This is a genomic window from Allobosea sp., assembly GCF_017308015.1.
Classification (GTDB): domain Bacteria; phylum Pseudomonadota; class Alphaproteobacteria; order Rhizobiales; family Beijerinckiaceae; genus Allobosea.
Map to the genome: position 1 here is coordinate 1 of NZ_JAFKFW010000034.1, position 14,386 is coordinate 14,386.

The 14,386-nt window shown below is 63.6% G+C and carries 13 protein-coding genes; 7 read left to right on the top strand and 6 right to left on the bottom strand.

Annotated features, from left to right (window positions below):
- From J0I42_RS21765 to J0I42_RS21775, 3 genes are all read right to left on the bottom strand, one after another.
- On the bottom strand, positions 1-755 hold a 755-nt coding region (locus J0I42_RS21765; RefSeq protein ID WP_465247712.1), incomplete at its 3' end, for a carbohydrate ABC transporter permease.
- Positions 752-1,681, bottom strand: a complete 930-nt coding sequence (locus tag J0I42_RS21770; protein ID WP_465247711.1) for a carbohydrate ABC transporter permease — start codon at positions 1,679-1,681, stop codon at positions 752-754. The genes J0I42_RS21765 and J0I42_RS21770, both read right to left, overlap by 4 nt.
- Before the next feature lie 104 nt (positions 1,682-1,785).
- Complete coding sequence (locus J0I42_RS21775; RefSeq protein WP_291657986.1) at positions 1,786-3,123, bottom strand: ABC transporter substrate-binding protein; 1,338 nt, start codon at positions 3,121-3,123, stop codon at positions 1,786-1,788.
- A gap of 202 nt (positions 3,124-3,325) precedes the next feature.
- On the opposite strand from J0I42_RS21775, the gene J0I42_RS21780 reads away from it, so the two are divergent.
- Complete coding sequence (locus tag J0I42_RS21780) at positions 3,326-4,186, top strand: amidohydrolase family protein (protein ID WP_366509862.1); 861 nt, start codon at positions 3,326-3,328, stop codon at positions 4,184-4,186.
- A complete protein-coding gene (locus J0I42_RS21785) occupies positions 4,180-4,635 on the top strand; it encodes an RbsD/FucU family protein (RefSeq protein ID WP_291657988.1) in 456 nt (151 codons plus the stop codon). The genes J0I42_RS21780 and J0I42_RS21785 overlap by 7 nt, the downstream gene beginning before the upstream one ends.
- A gap of 9 nt (positions 4,636-4,644) precedes the next feature.
- Here the strand turns inward: J0I42_RS21785 and J0I42_RS21790 are convergent, their stop codons facing one another.
- Positions 4,645-4,905 (bottom strand): hypothetical protein, encoded by a 261-nt coding sequence (locus tag J0I42_RS21790; protein WP_291657991.1) that lies wholly within the window; start codon positions 4,903-4,905, stop codon positions 4,645-4,647.
- Between the two features lie 271 nt (positions 4,906-5,176).
- Between J0I42_RS21790 and J0I42_RS21795 the strand changes: the two genes are divergently transcribed.
- Entirely contained in the window at positions 5,177-5,401 is a 225-nt protein-coding gene (locus J0I42_RS21795; RefSeq protein ID WP_291657993.1) for a hypothetical protein, read from the top strand.
- A gap of 926 nt (positions 5,402-6,327) precedes the next feature.
- Here the strand turns inward: J0I42_RS21795 and J0I42_RS21800 are convergent.
- On the bottom strand, positions 6,328-8,196 hold the full coding sequence (locus J0I42_RS21800; protein ID WP_291657995.1) for an ATP-binding protein: 1,869 nt from the start codon (positions 8,194-8,196) through the stop codon (positions 6,328-6,330).
- Positions 8,197-8,340: 144 nt separating this feature from the next.
- Between J0I42_RS21800 and J0I42_RS21805 the strand changes: the two genes are divergently transcribed.
- The 3 genes from J0I42_RS21805 (at position 8,341) to bla (ending at position 12,375) form a co-directional block, all read left to right on the top strand.
- Positions 8,341-9,519, top strand: a complete 1,179-nt coding sequence (locus tag J0I42_RS21805) for a phosphoserine transaminase (protein WP_291657998.1) — start codon at positions 8,341-8,343, stop codon at positions 9,517-9,519.
- 195 nt (positions 9,520-9,714) lie between these two features.
- Complete coding sequence (gene serA, locus J0I42_RS21810; RefSeq protein WP_291658000.1) at positions 9,715-11,304, top strand: phosphoglycerate dehydrogenase; 1,590 nt, start codon at positions 9,715-9,717, stop codon at positions 11,302-11,304.
- A 69-nt stretch (positions 11,305-11,373) separates the two neighbouring features.
- A complete protein-coding gene (gene bla, locus J0I42_RS21815) occupies positions 11,374-12,375 on the top strand; it encodes a class A beta-lactamase (RefSeq protein WP_291658002.1) in 1,002 nt (333 codons plus the stop codon).
- Positions 12,376-12,379: 4 nt separating this feature from the next.
- Here bla and J0I42_RS21820 read toward each other — a convergent pair whose 3' ends face one another.
- Positions 12,380-13,288, bottom strand: coding sequence for a DMT family transporter (locus J0I42_RS21820; protein WP_291658003.1), 909 nt, complete (start codon positions 13,286-13,288; stop codon positions 12,380-12,382).
- Positions 13,289-13,402: 114 nt separating this feature from the next.
- Between J0I42_RS21820 and J0I42_RS21825 the strand changes: the two genes are divergently transcribed.
- On the top strand, positions 13,403-14,284 hold the full coding sequence (locus J0I42_RS21825) for a type 1 glutamine amidotransferase (RefSeq protein WP_291658005.1): 882 nt from the start codon (positions 13,403-13,405) through the stop codon (positions 14,282-14,284).
- Positions 14,285-14,386 lie beyond the last annotated feature (102 nt).

Below are 14,386 nucleotides of genomic sequence, written 5' to 3' on the forward strand. Positions count from 1 at the left end.
AGAAGCACGGGCAGCGTCACCAGGAGCGCAGCCGCAGCGAGCGGCCCCCAGGAGATCTGCTCGAAGGTCAGCGAGTTGTAGACGGCCGAGGGCAGCGTCCGGCTCGCCTTGCCGCCGAGCACCACCGAGAAGATGAAGTTGTTCCACGAGAAGATGAAGGCGAGAATGCCGCCGACGACGATGCCGGGCTTCGCCAGCGGCAGCGCGACATGACGGAAAGCCTGCCAGGTCGTGGCGCCGTCGATGCGCGAGGCATCCTCCAGCTCCATCGGCACATTCTCGAAATACCCGATCATGATCCAGACGATGATCGGGATGGTGATGACGAGATGGGTGATGACCAGCGCCGTAATGGAGCCGACCAATCCTGTGATCTGGAACAGCAGGAACAGCGGGATCAGGTAGGACAGGGCCGGCGTCATCCGCGCGACCAGGATCAGCACCGCGAACTTATGCGCCTTGCCGCGCGCGATGCCGTAGCCAGCGGGCACGCCGACCAGCAGGCCGAGCAGCACCGCCCCGCCCGTGACCAGGATCGAGTTCCAGAGATAGAGCCCGAAATTATTCTGCGCGAAGACGTCGGCATAGTTCTTCAGCGTCGGCGGGTTCGGGATGAAGACCGGCGGGAAGGCGGTGTTGTCGAGCTCGTTCTTGAGCGACAGCGAGATCATCCAGAGGAAGACCAGCACCGCCGGCGAGACCAGCACGAAGACCGAGGCCCAGAAGCCGATTTTCTTGAGCGTGCGGTTCATCACGCGTTCCACTTCGACTTCTGCCGCGCATAGAGCAGAAGCAGCGAGAGCATGATGATGATGACGAAGAAGATCACCACGACGGCGGAAGCGTAGCCGATCTTGTAGAACTGGAAGGCCTGCAGATAGAGGAAGATGTTCAGCGTCTCCGACGCGGTACCCGGTCCGCCCTGCGTGATCACGAAGATCGTGTCGAAGGCCTTCAGCGCATCGATGGTGCGGATCACGATCGCGACCATGATGAAGGGCCAGACCAGCGGCAGCGTGATGTGGCGGAACATGTGCCAGTCGTTGGCGCCGTCGATCAGCGCGGACTCGTAAGGCTCTCGCGGCAGCCCGGCCAAGCCGCCGAGCACGATCAGCATGACCAGCGGCGTCCAGTGCCAAACCTCGACCATGACCAGTGTCGGGATCACCGTCGAGGGCTCGTAGACCCAGCCGGACGGCCCGATGCCGACGAGCGAGAGCAGATAATTGAGCACGCCGAGCTGCGGATGGAACATCATCGTCCAGACCAGCGCGACCGCGACCGGCGTCGCCATCATCGGCATGACGAAGATCGTCCGCAGCACCCCCCGCATCGGAAACTCGCGATGGAAGACCAGCGCCGCCGCCGTGCCGAACACGATCGGCAGTACCACCGCAAGCACGGTGAAATAAAGCGTATGCCCCATCGACTCGATGAAGCGCTGATCCTTCATCAGCTCGGCGAAATTGCCGAGGCCGACGAACTCCACCCCGCCGCCGATCTTCCAGTCCTGCCCGGACATGTAGAGAGTGAACAGCCAGGGGAACACGATCACCGCTGCGATCACCAGCACCGCCGGCAGCGAGAACAGCCAGTAGCGCGGCGTGAAATCCGCCGAGGCCACGGCCGCGCTCGCTCGTGTCGTACTCGGCATGCTGGCTGGCAGGGACGTGCTGGTCATGCGTCTGGAACCGTCATGCTCGGGCTTGCCCCGAGCATCTCTTGAAAGAGAGCCTACTGGTCACGAGATGGCCGGGTCAGGCCCGGCCATGACGCTTGTTGCCTTCAGCCCTGCTCGCTCTTGGCGAGCACCGGCGCGAAGGTCTCGGTCGCCTTCTTCAACTCGGCCGCGACATCCGCGCCGCCGATCGCATTGGTCAGCGCCACGCCGAACACGTCGCGGAACTCGGTCACCGGCACGATCTGCGGCAGGCCGGCGCGAGCGATCTTGGCCGAGGCCAGCAGGCAGTCGAAATACTGCTTGCCGAACTTCGACTGCGCGATCGTCTCGGTGTCGAGATAGGCCGAGGAGCGGCCGGGCGCGCCGGCGCCGGCCTTGAGCATGGCGATCTGGTTCTTCTTGTTGGTCATGAACTGGAGATAGAGCCAGGCCGCCTCCTTCTTGGAGGAGCCGCGCGAGATGCCCATGCCGTCGGCGAACATGCCGGCATGGTGCGCCTTCGGCCCCGGCGGCGTCACGCCATAGCCGACCTTGCCGACGATGCGCGACTTGGTCGGGTCCTCCAGCGGCGTGGCGAAGCCGATGCCGTCGAGCCACATCGCGGCCCGCCCCTGCATGAACGTCGTCTGGCACTCGTTCCAGTTGAAGCCGACCTGCCCCACCGGGCCGGTCTCCTTGTTGAGCTTCCTGTAGAGCTCACCCGCCCAGACGGCTTCCGGCGTATCGGTCAGCAGCTTGCCCTCGGGCGAGACCGTCTCCATGCCCTGGCCGAGCATCAGCGAGGTCCAGACCGGAATGTTCGCGTTCTTCAGCCCGCGCGAGACGAAGCCGGCGACGCCCTTCGCGGGATCATGCAGCTTCTGCGCGACGGTGAAGATCTCCTCCATCGTCTTCGGATAGGCCACGCCCTTCGCGTCGAAGAGTTCCTTGTTGTAGTAGATCATCCAGTAGTCGACGAAGAACGGGATCGTGTCGAGCGATCCGTCGGCCTGTCGCGCATAGGCGACCGGGCCGGCGCCGAAATCGGCGAAATCGAAATCGGGCGCGGTCAGCGACGGGTTCTTGATGAAGGGCTCGAGGTTTTCGAACCACTTGCCCTTGGCCGCCATGCGCTTCTGCACATGCAGGGAGATGCCGCTGACGTCGAAGCTCGGCTTGCCCGAGGCGAACTCGATCACCGCCTTCTGGCGCTGCTGCTGCTCCGGCACCTGCTCGGCCGAGACCTTGATACCGGTGAGCTCGGTGAACTCCTTCTCAGCCGCCTGCATCAGGTCGGAGCGCGGGTTCTTCACCAGCAGCACGTCGATCGTCTGGCCGGAGAATTTCTTCCAGTCGAACGCCCCTTGCGCCTGCGCCTTGCGCAGCACGAAGGGCGAGGCGATCGCGGCGGCGCCGCCCGCCAACAGGACACGGCGGGTCGGCTTGAGAATGCTATCGGTCATCGGCGTCCTCCCCAGGACTTGAACACGGCCCGTTTCGGGCCTTTGATGGCGCGCGGAACATGAGGCAACCATCACCTCCCGCATCCGTGATCGGGCTGGACGCTAATCTCCTTTCGGGCCGGTTGCAAGCTAACATGTTGGCGTGCACATAGTGTCGCCGCACCAGCCTACCCCGCCGCCGGATCCTCTGCGAGAGCCGCCCGTGACGAGCCTGCCCCGCATCGATTCCCACCAGCATTTCTGGCGGCTCTCCCGCGGCGACTATGGCTGGCTGAAGCCGGGACTGAAGCCGATTTACCGCGATTTCGAGCCGGCCGATCTCGCGCCCCTGCTCGCCCAGCACGACATCGCCTCGACCATCCTCGTCCAGGCCGCCCCGACCGAAGCCGAGACGCATCACCTGCTCGCGCTCGCCGCCGCCACGCCCTTCATCGCCGGTGTCGTCGGCTGGACCGATTTCGAGGCACCCGACGCCCCCGCCCGCATCGCCGCGCTCGCCGCCGACCCGCTGCTCGTCGGCTTGCGCCCCATGGCGCAGGACATCCCCGGTCCCGGCTGGCTCGCAAAGCCCGCGCTTGCCCCCGCCTTCGCGGCACTTAAACAGCACGGCCTCGTCTTCGACGCGCTGGTGAAGCCGCCGCAGATCCCCGCCCTCCTCACCCTGCTGGAGCGCGAGACCGAGCTGCCCGTCGTCATCGACCACGGCGCCAAGCCGGACCTGACCGGCACCGACCTCTCCGCCTGGCGCGGCGGCATCGCGGCGCTGGCCGCGCGGCCGAACACCACCTGCAAACTCTCCGGCCTCGTCACCGAAGCCGGCCCCGGCTGGCGCGAGGCGACGCTGGCACCGGCCGTCGCCCAGCTTATCGCCTGCTTCGGGCCGGAGCGCCTGCTCTGGGGCAGCGACTGGCCCGTCGCGACGCTCGCCGCTACCTACGACCAGTGGATCGCTGCCGCCGAGCGCCTGACCGCGACGCTCACACGCGCCGAGCGCGCCGCGATCTTCGGCGGCAACGCCGCCCGCATCTACCTGACGAAGAGGGGCCGCCGCCCGTCATGCTGAAAAACCTCGACCCCGTCCTCTCCGCCGACCTGCTCTGGGTGCTCGCCGCGATGGGCCATGGCGACGACCTCGCGCTGGTCGATGCCAACCACCCCGCCGAAACCATCGCCAGCGCCACCACCAGCGGCCGCCTGATCCGCCTGCCGGGTCTGACGATGCAGCGCGCCGCGCGCGCCATCCTCTCGGTGCTGCCGATCGACGATTTCGAGCCCGAGCCTGTCAGGCGCATGGAAGTGGTCGGCGATGCCGCCGCGATCCCCGAGGTGCAGCGCGCGGTCCAGGCCGAGATCGACACCGCGCTCGGCCGCGCCACGCCGCTCGCGGGCATCGAGCGCTTCGCCTTCTACGATCAGGCGCGGCGGGCCTTCGCGGTGGTGCAGGTCGGCGATCCCCGCCCCTATGGCTGCTTCCTGCTGCGCAAGGGCGTCATCGCCGGCGAGCCGGGCTGAAGCGCGCCTTCACGAACCCTTGGCGACGGCCTGTTTCAGGCGCGCGACAGCCTCAGCCGCGCCGGACCGGACCGTGATCTCCAGCGTCGGCGCTTCGCGCTCGATCATCTCGATCAGCGACTCGGGCGTGATCTCGGCCCGCTGCTGGGTGAGCTTCAGCACGGAATTGGCGATGATGTTCGGCCAGTACGCCGCCCCGCCCTTGGCCAGCCCCTTGGCCTTGCGGCCCTCGAATTCCTGGGCGAGCTGTTCGGGCGTCTTCTTGGCCATGGTCTCTTCACCTCAAAGCAATTCCAGCAAAAATGCGAAGCGGTTTTGCGTCCGGAATTGCGTAAAACAAAAGACTGGAGCTTTGGAGGCGAACCATGTTCGCCGGAAAGGCTCCAGCGGATCGAGCCGCTGCCTATCACGAAATGCCGATCCCTGCCTGCCCCATCGGATTCTCCCGAAAAAGCGGATTCCCCTTTCCGGTCCGATGCCTTAGCAGGAGCGGCGCCCGAGGCTTAAGCCCGTAATACGGCCGCCCGTTCAGGACCAGACCATGCCCCGCCTCGCCTTGCTCGCCGCTGTCGCCGGCCTCCTCATTGCCGCCCCGGCCACCGCCCAGATCACCGACCGGGAGCAGAGCTGCGCCGACTGGCTGAAATCCGGCGCCCACCGCAAGAGCGAATATTCTGCCCGCGTCGCGGAGAGGATCAGGGCCTTCTGCGCCGCCAATCCGAAGATGAAGGCGATCGACGCCGAAATGAACATGACGGGGGATTGAAGGGCGCGGCCTCTTTCCTTCTCCCGGATGGGAGAAGGTGGCGCGGAGCGCCGGATGAGGGTGTGCCCTTGCCGCAGAAGGCTCAGCGGCACACGCTTCACTCAGGCGATCAGCGGCGGTCCCTCACCCCTGCCCCTCTCACTGATCTCGGGCCTGCCCGAGATCAGCACTCAAAGTGTCGAAGTCGGCAACAGCCGACTTCGATGCGGGAGAGGGGTTCCCCGCGGTTCCAGCGCACGCCAAAATCCCGCCCGCGCGGATCGCGCCGCGGTTTCGAAATGAGGGGCAGCGGAGCGCCGCGAGGCGCGGGGTTATCCAAGCCGCTTCCATTGAGCCAGGATGCGGCGCGGATGGATTGAGCCACCATCCGCACGCCCCGTGGCGCTCCGCTTGCCGGCGTTCTTAAGTCTCCGGGCCGCGCTTATCGGGCCTGGGGCTATCCTTTGCCGCGAACCCTTTCAACGCCAGTTCGGCTCATCGCCTTGTCGCGTCTCGTCGGGCATGGGACGAAGGCGTGATGCCACCGACCGTTCCAGCGAAGCTCCTCGCGCAGGGGCCGTAGTACCCCCAGGGCGGTGCCCCGAAGCCTCCCGGGAGTGGGTCGTAACCCCACCCGCAGGCGCCGCCCCCGCCCCGCCAACGGCATACCTCCGGATGGCTGCCCCTCGGGGACGAGGTGGGGTGAGGATAGAGGCGGCACGGGAGGGCGGGGATAAAATTTCGCAGTCGCCAAGATCGAGCGGGGAGAACCTTTCTCCCGTATGGGAGAAGGGTATGTATTGGGGGCAGCCTTCTCAAAGTACGTCGGCGGCGGCAGTGACACTTATATCTTCAACAATCATCGCCACCGCTGCCTTTCATCCGGAAGAAGGCGTCATGCGGCAATCGTCGCCGAAAACTCGCCTTCGCGTGAAGCAGCTCTCGGCTTATTCAACTGCCTTTTGTTTCGGCATCTGGACCTTCCGCCATCGGACGCTTAACCGCCGGCCGCCCAAAGTGATAACCTCACCCAGTGCCTTTTCAGCTAAGCGCCTATCTTCATATTCAACAAATGCAAAACCTTTTGTAACGGAACCATTTAGAGGGATTTTTACCGCATCAGGCTGGCCGATATCTCTAAAAGCAAATATTATGTCCCTATCGGTCGTATTTAAAGGTATGTTTGCAACATACAGCTCGCCACTTTGTGGCAACAAATCCGACAATGCAATTTTATCCTGCGTCTTCCTCGGATTTCTTTTTGTTTCAATTTCGGAAACTGGCTTAACTCGGAAACGTTTTACGTCCCTAACACCAACTTTTGATTTTGACGCAATTTTTTGAGCTTTATGTTTTGTAATGGCGGATTCCAAAATCCCCTTCTGCTGAAGAGAATGGATGATTTGACGATAATTCTCGATGTCTACTATACCAAGATGGCTAATAATACCATTTGGAGATATCAAATCGCCAGATCGCCCCATAAGAATAAGAGCCTTCTCCTTCAAAGAAAGATTCAATGAGGAATATTGATCAATCCAAAGTATTTCATCCCTATTATACATAGTCCGATGATGAAGGGCCAATACAAATGAATTTCTATCGCTAATTATCTCGGGAGGAGAAAGCTCATTACTTTTCATTATCTCGAATATGCGCATCATGCCTTCGCCAAGCTCGCGCATGAAACCAATTTCGCGCAAGCAACGAGCAACATAGGAATTCCTTGATTGATGTACGCCCCGAAGTTCCTCGAGGTCCTTAACCGAGATTGAGGATAATAATCCACCCGGATTCTTTGTCTCTATCCGGTCATTATATATGTATATCTCAATTCCTCGACCTTCGTCTGAATAATCCCTATGAGCTATTGCATTAACAAGCGACTCACGACACGCAATCTCGGGATACATATAGGTAGTTTTAAATTTTGCTTCTTCATTAAATCTCGTTTCGACCAAGTGAGGCCTAATACGATCCCACGCTTCGTCAAGAAGTTTTATAAGATTGTTATTGATCGTCTCGTCAGCGGTAACATTATAACTTGATCCAGCACCGATGCTAATACCATTTACCTTTAGAATTCGTACTTGCGACCTGGGGTGCCAGCGATCTGGATTACGTGCGAACAAAAGAAGGGCAGCGCGACGCAATCGCAGCCCAGTACCAGCGTCATACTCGGCCAAACCAAGATACTGTAAACAGCGGTCGATGCTAATTCCCTTAGAAACCTGATCGGCAACAAGCCTCAGGAGGTCGCTGTCCAAATCAGCAACAGAAGCACCATCAATAAACTCCCGATCATACTCGCGCGAAAAGACCTCTTGACGATCAAACTGCAATCTCTCTGCTGAGACGGGTATAGTTTCGAGGTCGTTCCTTCGTAAACACCTACCGTCTGATGTCAAATGAACATATTTTGTACTTTTTGATATACGAAAATAGATAACCTTCAAGCCGTCAATAATTATATCGCGCGCCAAAACAGACTGCAGTGGCGTGTCAGGATGAACATGACTTACCGGAGATTTTTTTAGCCTCGATATCTCCTCTTCTGAAAAATCATTCACGCCAGTGATGGAGCCATCATCTTCAACTCCAATAATTATTTCACCGCCATCAGCGTTTGCGAAGCCAACAAGAGCCTCAGAGATATCGACACAGATGTCTCTAACCTTGCGCTTAATCTTACTTTGGGGAGGCCCCTCCAAGGCGCTCTTGAATTCCCGAAATTGGCCCTCGGCGAGCGAGACTGCGATTCGAACTTGTTCAACGAGATTAAGTGGTTCTGACATGGTCCCCTCGGCCAGCGTCACTCGAATCGCTCCCTAGATCACAACCTTTAGTAAACATGTGTTTCCACGTATACACCTTGACTCCCCCCGCCCTCCCATCCTACCCCCATCGACGGGACACGCCCCCCCAACGGGGCGCGCCCATCTGTAAGGATGGAGACATCGATGGCGAATACCGTACCGACCACGCGTCCGCGCGTGCCTAATTTCTCGTCCGGCCCCTGCGCCAAGCGCCCCGGCTGGGCCCTCAAGAACCTCTCCGACGCCCCGCTCGGCCGCTCGCACCGCGCCAAGATCGGCAAGGACAAGCTCAAGCGCGCGATCGACCTGACGCGCGAGGTGCTTGCCGTTCCCGCCGATTACCGCATCGGCATCGTGCCGGCCTCCGATACCGGCGCCGTCGAGATGGCGCTCTGGTCCTTGTTGGGCGCCCGCGGCGTCGACATGGTCAGCTGGGAGAGCTTCGGCGCCGGTTGGGTCACCGATGTCGTCAAGCAGCTCAAGCTCGCCGATGTCCGCACCTTCGACGCCCCCTATGGCGAGTTGCCGAACCTCAGGAAGGTCGACACCAGGAACCGCGACGTCGTCTTCACCTGGAACGGCACCACCTCGGGCGTGCGCGTCGTCGACGCGAGCTGGATCGCTGACGATCGCGAAGGGCTGACCATCTGCGACGCCACCTCCGCCGCCTTCGCCCAGCGCCTCGACTGGCCAAAGCTCGATGTCGTCACCTTCTCCTGGCAGAAGGTGCTCGGCGGCGAGGCCGCGCATGGCATGATCGTGCTCTCGCCCCGCGCCGTCGCCCGGCTCGAAAGCTACAAGCCGGCCTGGCCGCTGCCGAAGATCTTCCGCATGACCTCGGGCGGCAAGCTGATCGAGGGCATCTTCACCGGCGAGACCATCAACACCCCCTCCATGCTCGCGGTCGAGGACTATATCGACGCACTGGAATGGGCCCAAAAGGTCGGCGGGCTCGACGGCCTGGTGAAGCGCGCCGACGGCAATGCCCGCGTCATCGCCAAGTTCGTGCGCGAGAACGACTGGATCGACTTCCTGGCCGTGAAGCCGAAGACGCGCTCCAACACGAGCGTGTGCCTGAAGTTCACCGACCCGGCCGTGACGGCACTGGCGCCGGACGCGCAGGCGGCCTTCGCCAAGCAGGTCGTTTCGATCATCGAGAAGGCCGGCGCCGGCTACGACCTCGGCCATTACCGCGACGCCCCTCCCGGCCTGCGCATCTGGTGCGGCGCGACCGTCCAGTCGCGCGACCTCAAGGCGCTGATGCCGTGGATCGCCTATGCCTTCGCCGAGGCGAAGGCCGGGCTCGGCAAGAAGGCGGCGTAAGGCGCTTTCCACCAACGCGCCGTCATCCCGGACAAGCCGCGTGAGCGGCGCCGATCCGGGATCCAAGCCTGAACCGTTCCGGCATGGATCCCGGGTCTCCCTTCGGTCGCCCGGGATGACCAGCGCATTTTCCTGTTCATCGAGTTCATGCGCCAGACCGCTCCCTGTGCAGCGCGGCGCCAGCCGGAGCCTCCCATGCCCGCACCAAAGGTCCTGATTTCCGACGCCCTCTCCCCCGCCGCCGTCCAGATCTTCAGGGATCGCGGCATCGACGTGACCTTCGATCCGAACCTCGGCAAGGACAAGGACAAGCTGGCCAGCATCATCGGCGAGTATGACGGCCTCGCCATCCGCTCGGCCACCAAGGCGACCGCCAAGCTGCTGGAGCAGGCGACGAACCTCAAGGTCATCGGCCGCGCCGGCATCGGCGTCGACAATGTCGAGATCCCCGCGGCGACCGCGCGCGGCGTGATCGTGATGAACACGCCCTTCGGCAACTCGATCACCACCGCCGAGCACGCCATCGCCATGATGTTCGCTCTCGCCCGCCAGATCCCCTCGGCCGATATCTCGACCCAGGCCGGCAAGTGGGAGAAGAACCGCTTCATGGGCGTCGAGATCACGGCCAAGACGCTGGGTCTCATCGGCGCCGGCAATATCGGCTCGATCGTCGCCGAGCGCGCCATCGGCCTGAAGATGCGCGTCATCGCCTATGATCCCTATCTCTCGCCGGAGCGCGCGGTCGCGCTCGGCGTCGAGAAGGTCGAGCTGGACGACCTGCTGAAGCGCTCGGACTTCATCACGCTGCACGTGCCGATGACCGAGAAGACGAAGAACATCCTCTCGGCCGAGAACCTCGCCAAGACCAAGAAGGGCGTGCGCATCATCAACTGCGCCCGCGGCGGCCTCGTCGACGAGCAGGCGCTGGCGGAGCTGATCAAGTCCGGCCATGTCGCCGGCGCCGCCTTCGACGTGTTCTCGCAGGAGCCGGCCGAGACGAACCCGCTCTTCGGGCTGGAGAACGTGGTCTGCACGCCGCATCTCGGCGCCTCCACCAACGAGGCGCAGGAGAATGTCGCCCTGCAGGTCGCCGAGCAGATGAGCGACTACCTGCTCAAGGGCGCGATCACCAACGCGGTGAACTTCCCCTCGATCACGGCGGAAGAAGCGCCGCGGGTGAAGCCCTTCGTCGATCTCGCGGAGAAGCTCGGCTCCTTCCTCGGCCAGCTCACCGAGGCGCCGGTCAAGGGCATCCGCATCGAGTACGAGGGCGCGGTCGCGAGCCTGAACCTCAAGGCGATCTCGGCTGCCGCGATCACCGGCGTGCTCAGGCCCTTCCTGCCCGAGATCAACATGGTCAACGCGGCCATGGTGGCGAAGGAGAAAGGCATCGTCGTCGAGGAATTGACCCGCGAGGTCGCCGGCAATCTCGAAAGCGTCATCCGCATCGTCGTCGAGGCCGAGGACATGCCGCGCCATGCCTCCGGCACCGTCTTCCATGACGGCAAGCCGCGCATCGTCGAGATCCGCGACATCCAGGTCGACGCCGAGTTCGCGCCGCATATGCTCTATGTCCGCAATGCCGACAAGCCGGGCTTCATCGGCCAGTTCGGCTCGCTGCTCGGCGCTGCCGGCGTCAACGTCGCGACCTTCGCGCTCGGCCGCGACAAGCCCGGCGGCGACGCGATCTGCTATGTCGCGGTCGACGAGCCGATCTCGGACGAACTGCTCGACAGGATCCACGCGATCCCGATGGTCAAGCGCGCCCGCCGCCTGAAGTTCTGAGCCGCCGGTTCGGCGCCCCAGCGCCGCCGCAATTCTCGTCCCCTGTGGTGCCTGCCACAGGGGATGTCCATGTCTGCCCGCCTTCGCCTCGCCGCCGCGGCCCTCGCCTTCCTTGCGGCAACTCCGGCCTTCGCCGACTGGGATCGCGACAAGCTCGACCGAGCAATCGAGGACATCGAACGGGCGTCCAAGGGCCGCCTCGGCGTCGCGCTCATGGACCTGCGCGACCGCAAGCTCTGGTCGCATCGCGGCGCCGAGACTTTCCCGATGCAGAGCGTCTTCAAGCTGCCGCTGGCGGTCGCGGTGCTCCAGCAGGTCGAGGCCGGGAAGTTCAGGCTCGACCAGCCGATCACGGTGACCCGCAAGGATTTCTCGCTCTTCCACAGCCCGCTCGCCAAGACCTTCAAGGGCGAGCGCAACGACTATCCGCTGCGCGAACTGATCCGGCTCGCTGCCGGCGAGAGCGACAACACCGCCGCCGACCTGCTGATGCGCGAGATCGGCGGGCCGCAGGTGGTGACCAGGATGCTGCGCGATGGCGGCATCACCGGCATGTCGATCGACCGTTACGAGCGCCAGCTCCAACCGGAAATCTACGGACTCAAGGGCTTCGGCTGGGACGAGGTCGTGGACGAGCAGGCCTTCCGCGCCGAACTCAGGGCGATGCGGCCGCGCCTGCGCATCGGCGCCCTGTCGAACGCGCTCAAGGACAGGCGCGATGCCGCGACCCCGGAAGCGAGCGCGCAGTTCCTCGAGGCCTTCGCCAAGGGCAACTGGCTGCGCGACCCCGCCCACACCGCCTTCATCGAGAAGATCGTCTCGGAATCGAAGATCGGCACCGACCGGCTCAAGGCCGGCCTGCCGGCGGGCACCCGCTTCGCCCATCGCACCGGCCTCGGCCTCACCACCGACGGCATCAACCACGCCACCAACGACATCGGCATCGCCACCCTGCCGGACGGCCGCCGTTTCGTCATCGTTACCTATCTCGCAGGCTCGCGCGCCGACGCCAGGGAGCGGGAGGCGGCGCTGGCGGATGTGGCGCGGCTCGCGGTCTCGGCACTGCGCTGAGGTCCTACCGCCCCAGCCGCTCGGCGATGAAGATGCCGCCAAGCACGAGGGCGAGCGCCAGCGCGTGATAGAGCCCGAAGGGTTCGCCGATGATCAGCACGGCCAGGATCGGCGCGAAGACCGGCACGAGATTGACGAAGACCCCGGCCCGCCCCGGCCCGATCAGTTCGATCGCCCGCATGAAGGACAATTGCGAGACGATCGACGGAAAGATCACCGTGAAGGCGAGGATCAGCCAGCCCTGCAGCGTCGGGATATAGGAGTAGCCGAGCGCGGCCTCGATCGCGAGCAGAGGCAGCGACGCGACGCAGGCGAAGCTGGCCATCGCGGTGAAGAAGACGAGGCCCGGCACCGGCGGCCGCTTGCGCACACCGACGGTGAAGCCGGCATAGAGTACGCAAGCCATGATCATCAGCAGGTCGCCCGGCACGAAGCGGAAAGCCATGAGGGTGTGGATGTCGCCCCGGCTCGCCGTGACCGCGACGCCGAGAAGGGTCACCGCGACGCCGATCCCCTGCATCAGCGTGATCCTGGTACGGAAAACCAGAAAGGCCCCCATCAGCACGAAGACCGGGATCGAGCCCTGTAGAATGCCGATATTGATCGCGCTGGTCGAATAAGCCGCGAGATACATCAGCGTGTTGAAGGTGGTGAAACCGAGCGTGCCGAGCACGGCGACGAGCCGCCAATGCGCGCACAGCACCGGCCAATGCGTGCGCAACTGGTCGCGCAGCAGCCAGGGCATGACGGCGCAGACTGCCACCCAGCGCAGCGAGGTCAGCATCATCGGCGGGATGTTGTCGACGGCGAGCCGGCTCGCCACGGCGTTGCCGCCCCACATCAGGGTGGTCAACACCATCAGCAGGTAGGCATTGCCCCAGGCGCGTTGCAGCCAGGTCTGGGTAGGGTGCACGTTTCCGCCCTGTTGCGAGAAAGGACCCTTGCAATACCCTTGCGTGTACCCGGCTCATATGAGATCGGGCGCACACCTGCCCGTCGCCCTGCGCATTCCTGCGGAACGTCCCAGATGATCGAAACCAGCGCCCGCCCGCTCCGCCTGCTCTTTGTCGACGGCAATATGCGCGACACCCGCGAGGGGCTGCGCCAGTCCTATGGCATGGCCTATGGCGAGGCCTATGCGGCCGAGATCGCGGCGATCGAGCCGGGCATCGTCTCCGATATCTGCCTGCCGGCCGACGAGGGCGCCAACCTCCCCGACGGCGAAGGGCTCGAATCCTACGACGGCATCTTCCTGACCGGCTCGGCCCTGCACATCTACGACACCGCCCCGCCGGTGACCCGTCAGATCGACCTGATGCGCGCGATCTATGCCAGCGGCACACCCTGCTTCGGTTCCTGCTGGGGCATCCAGATCGGCTCCGTCGCGGCCGGCGGCACCGTCGCCGCCAATCCCAAGGGCCGCGAGACCGGCTTCGCCCGCAAGATCACGCCGACCGAGGCCGGCCGCAGCCACGCCCTGCTCGCCAGCCGCCCGGCCGCCTTCGATGCGCCTGCGATCCATCTCGACACCATAGCCCTGCCCGCTCACGGCACGACGATCCTCGCCTCCAACGCCTACAGCCAGGTGCAGGCCGCCGAGATCAGACATAATGGCGGCACCTTCTGGGGCGTGCAGTACCATCCCGAATTCTCGCTGAAGCAGATCGTCGCGATCCTCGACCGCCGGGTGCCGCTCATGATCAAGGAAGGCTTCCGCAAGGACGAGGCTTCCGCGAAAGCCTGGCTCGACGACATGCTGACGCTCGATGCCGAGCCCGGCCGGCAGGATCTCGCCTGGGCGCATGGCCTCGACCGCGAGGTGCTCGATGCCGAGCGTCGCGTCACCGAACTGCGCAACTTCATGGAGCATCGCGTCAAGCCGCATGCCAGCGCCCGCGGACGGGCCTGAGCCTGCTCCGTCCCGCGACGTCACGAGTCGCGTCGACAAAGAAGCTTAGGATCCACGCGGGTCATCCCGGGCTTGACCCGGGATCCATTCCGGAACGCCTCC

What these genes read in the sequence shown, in the direction of transcription:
- J0I42_RS21770 (WP_465247711.1), bottom strand. Translation starts at nt 1,681, where the DNA reads ATGACCAGCACGTCCCTGCCAGCCAGCATGCCGAGTACGACACGAGCG.
- J0I42_RS21775 (WP_291657986.1), bottom strand. Translation starts at nt 3,123, where the DNA reads ATGACCGATAGCATTCTCAAGCCGACCCGCCGTGTCCTGTTGGCGGGC.
- J0I42_RS21785 (WP_291657988.1), top strand. Translation starts at nt 4,180, where the DNA reads ATGCTGAAAAACCTCGACCCCGTCCTCTCCGCCGACCTGCTCTGGGTG.
- J0I42_RS21790 (WP_291657991.1), bottom strand. Translation starts at nt 4,905, where the DNA reads ATGGCCAAGAAGACGCCCGAACAGCTCGCCCAGGAATTCGAGGGCCGC.
- J0I42_RS21795 (WP_291657993.1), top strand. Translation starts at nt 5,177, where the DNA reads ATGCCCCGCCTCGCCTTGCTCGCCGCTGTCGCCGGCCTCCTCATTGCC.
- J0I42_RS21805 (WP_291657998.1), top strand. Translation starts at nt 8,341, where the DNA reads ATGGCGAATACCGTACCGACCACGCGTCCGCGCGTGCCTAATTTCTCG.
- serA (WP_291658000.1), top strand. Translation starts at nt 9,715, where the DNA reads ATGCCCGCACCAAAGGTCCTGATTTCCGACGCCCTCTCCCCCGCCGCC.
- bla (WP_291658002.1), top strand. Translation starts at nt 11,374, where the DNA reads ATGTCTGCCCGCCTTCGCCTCGCCGCCGCGGCCCTCGCCTTCCTTGCG.
- J0I42_RS21825 (WP_291658005.1), top strand. Translation starts at nt 13,403, where the DNA reads ATGATCGAAACCAGCGCCCGCCCGCTCCGCCTGCTCTTTGTCGACGGC.